Origin of the sequence: Rhodococcus sp. EPR-147 (assembly GCF_001647185.1) — a bacterium.
Taxonomy (GTDB): Bacteria; Actinomycetota; Actinomycetes; order Mycobacteriales; family Mycobacteriaceae; genus Rhodococcoides.
The window spans coordinates 1-3,874 of record NZ_LVCU01000067.1; the positions used below are offsets into that span (position 1 = coordinate 1).

Sequence of the window (3,874 nt, forward strand, 5' to 3'; positions counted from 1 at the left end):
CCGGGGATGTCCTCGTGGTGCCGCATTCTCCTGGTACACATACTCACCCACTCGTGTTCGGCATCCCTACGCCCGTGGGGTACTGGTGGAGATGTACCGGGCTGCGAAGGCACGTCTGGGCGACCCGGTGCTGGCCTGGGCCGACGTGGTCGGTGATCCGCTGCGTCGAAAGTCGTATCAGCAGGCACGTGGCAAAGGCGGTTTGGTACGCGTTTCATGGGACGAGGCGGTAGAGATCGCCGCTGCCGCGCACGTTCACACCATCAAGACGTACGGTCCGGATCGCTGAGCCGGATTCTCGCCGATCCCGGCGATGTCGATGGTCTCGCATTGCGTGGGTACCCGCTTCGTTCAGCTCATCGGCGGCGTGATGACCTCGTTCTACGACTGGTACGCCGACCTGCCGGTTGCCAGCCCGCAGGTCTTCGGCGACCAGACCGATGTCCCCGAGTCCGGCGATTGGTGGGACGCCACCTACTTGATGATGTGGGGATCGAACGTTCCCGTCACACGCACTCCGGATGCGCATTGGATGGCCGAGGTACGTTACCGCGGAACCAAAGTCGTCACCGTGAGTCCCGACTACGCCGACAACAGCAAGTTCGCCGACGAATGGCTCCCGGCCCAGGCGGGTACCGACGGCGCGCTCGCAATGGCGATGGGGCACGTCATCCTCACCGAGTTCTTCGCCCGGAGATCGGTGCCGTTCTTCGACGACTACGTCAAGACCTACAGCGACCTTCCGTTCCTCATTCATCTCGATGAACACGACGGTGCCTACGTGCCCGGAAAGTTCGTCACCGCAGACGAACTCGCGGCATTGCCCGACGGCGCTGCTACCGATGACGATGTCTGGAAGACGGTCGTACTCGACGAGGGCACCGGTGAACCCGTGGTGCCCAACGGATCATTGGGGTTTCGGTTCTCGGCATCGGGAGAAGGTCGCTGGAATCTCGATCTCGGAACGATCGCGCCCGTGCTCACCCTGCACGAGCGGAGCGGCACCGAGAACGTGGAGATACTGCTCCCGGCTTTCGATGCCCCCGATGGTTCGGGCAGGGTACTGCGGCGCGGAGTCCCAGCGATCCGCGTCGACGGGGCTCTGGTCACCACGGTCTTCGACCTCATGTTCGCGCAGTACGGCGTGGCCAGGGACGGAGTACCGGGAGAATGGCCCACCGGTTACGACGACGTCACCACGCCGTACACACCCGCCTGGCAGGCCGAGATCACCGGTGTGCCGGCCGAAGCCGCTGTCCGTGTGGCTCGCGAGTTCGCCACCAATGCCATCGATTCCGGTGGGCGCTCGATGATCATCATGGGTGCAGGTATCTGTCAGTGGTTCCACGGTGACGCCACGTACCGCGCCATTCTGACTCTGCTCATCCTCACCGGGTGCATGGGTCGCAACGGCGGAGGCTGGGCGCATTACGTGGGCCAGGAGAAGTGCCGTCCCATCACCGGGTGGATCTCTCTCGCCAATGCACTCGACTGGTCGCGGCCGCCGCGGACCATGACCGGTACGTCGTACTGGTACATGCACACCGACCAATGGCGCAACGACGGTTACTCGACGGCGTCGTTGGCTTCGCCGTTGTCGAAGAGCTCGATCACTCACGAACACACAGCCGACGCCATCGCGCAATCGGCGCGGATGGGTTGGATGCCGTTCTACCCACAGTTCGACCGCAATCCGCTCGATCTCGCAGACGAGGTGAATGCTGCCGTGGAGACCGGGGACGCGTCCACGGTCGGCGGCTATGTTGCCGAGAAGTTGCACGACGGCGGCCTCACCGCCGCGATCACCGACATCGACGCGCCCGAGAACTGGCCGCGCACACTGATTCTCTGGCGCTCGAACCTGATGGGCTCGTCGGCCAAGGGCAACGAGTACTTCCTGCGAAACCTGCTGGGCACCCACCACAACGTACTGGGCACCGAGAACCCGAACACGCCGCGGCCGAACGACGTGAAGTGGCACGAGGAAGCGCCCGAGGGCAAGCTCGATCTAATGGTGTCGGCAGATTTTCGAATGACGTCGACAACGTTGCTGTCCGACATCGTGTTTCCGGCTGCGACCTGGTACGAGAAACACGACCTGTCGTCGACCGACATGCACCCGTTCGTGCATGCCTTCTCACCCGCGATCGACCCACCGTGGGAAGCGAAGTCGGATTTCGATCTGTTCCACCTACTGGCCGACAAGCTCTCGTCTCTGGCGAAGATTCATCTCGGGGTGCGCCACGATCTCGTCAGCGTGCCGATGCAGCACGACACCCCCGGTGAGACGGCACAGCCGCACGGCAGGGTGACGGACTGGCAGGGTTCGCCCGCCCCGGGGACGCCGGGCAAGAATCTTCCGAACTTCGTTGTGGTCGAACGCGATTACACGGCCATCGCGGACAAGCTGGCGGCCGTCGGACCACTGGCGGACACACTGGGTTTCGCGGTCAAGAATGTGACCTACGACGTGGCCGCGCAGAGTGACCGATTGGCTGCGAGCAACGGTGTGATGCCGTCAGGTCCTGCCGAAGGGCGACCGGCCATCGACACGGATGTCAAGATGGCCGAGGCAATTCTCACTTATTCCGGTACGACGAACGGCGCGTTGGCGAAGGACGGTTTCGAGAAGCTGCAGAAGCGCGTCGGGAAGCGCCTCGACGACCTGGCGGCGGGCGCGGAGGACAAGCGCATCACCTTCGCCGACACTCAGCGTGGCCCAGTTCCCGTGCTCACCTCGCCGGAGTGGTCAGGGTCCGAGACCGGGGGTCGTCGCTACTCACCGTTCACCGTGAACATCGAGCGGCTCAAGCCCTTTCACACACTGACGGGACGAATTCATTTCTACCTCGATCACGACTGGATGATCGACATGGGTGAATCGCTACCGATCTACCGACCACCCCTGGACATGCACCGGTTGTTCGGCGAGCCGAGGTTGGGCCCCGATGGCGCGCAACAGATCACCGTTCGATACCTCACTCCGCACTCGAAGTGGTCGATCCATTCCGAGTACCAGGACAACCTCTTCATGCTGTCGCTGTCCCGAGGTGGGCCGACGGCGTGGCTCAGTCCCGAGGACGCTGCCGCGATCGATGTGAAGGACAACGATTGGATCGAGTGCGTGAACGCCAACGGCGTCGTGGTCTGCCGTGCGGTCGTCAGCCACCGAATGCCGACCGGCGTCACGTACGTCCACCATGCTCAGGAACGAACCATCGATGTTCCCAAATCCGAGGCCACCGGCCGCCGCGGAGGCATCCACAACTCTGCCACTCGGTTGCTGGTGAAGCCGACGCATCTCATCGGCGGATATGCCCAGTTGTCCTACGCCTTCAACTATCTCGGTCCCGCAGGTAATCAACGCGACATGGTGGCCACCATTCGCAAACGTAGCCAGGAGGTGACCTACTGATGCGAGTCATGGCCCAAGTGGGCATGGTGATGAATCTGGACAAGTGCATCGGGTGCCACACCTGTTCGGTGACATGCAAGCAGGCGTGGACCAACCGCGCCGGAACCGAGTACGTGTGGTTCAACAACGTCGAGACCCGCCCCGGGCAGGGGTACCCACGACGCTACGAGGACCAGGAGAAGTGGCGCGGCGGTTGGCATCTGAACGGGAAAGGCAAACTGCGCCTGCGCACCGGCGGCCGACTGCAGAAACTGTTCACTCTGTTCGCCAGCCCCGTTCAGCCCACGATCGCCGACTATTACGAGCCCTGGACCTACGACTACCAGACGCTCATCGACGCACCACTCGGTGACGACTTCCCGGTGGCCCGGCCGAAATCCCTGCTGACCGGCAAGGACACGAAGGTCAGCTGGTCTGCGAACTGGGACGACAACTTGGGCGGCGCAACGGAGTACGGCG

Annotated in this window: 2 pseudogenes; both read left to right on the top strand. The window is 63.2% G+C overall.

The features are described 5' to 3' along the window. Positions 1 to 3,415, top strand: a pseudogene (locus A2J02_RS03075) (nitrate reductase subunit alpha); the annotation flags it as partial. After that, positions 3,415 to 3,874 (top strand): annotated as a pseudogene (narY, locus tag A2J02_RS03080) (nitrate reductase subunit beta); the annotation flags it as partial. The pseudogenes A2J02_RS03075 and narY, both read left to right, overlap by 1 nt.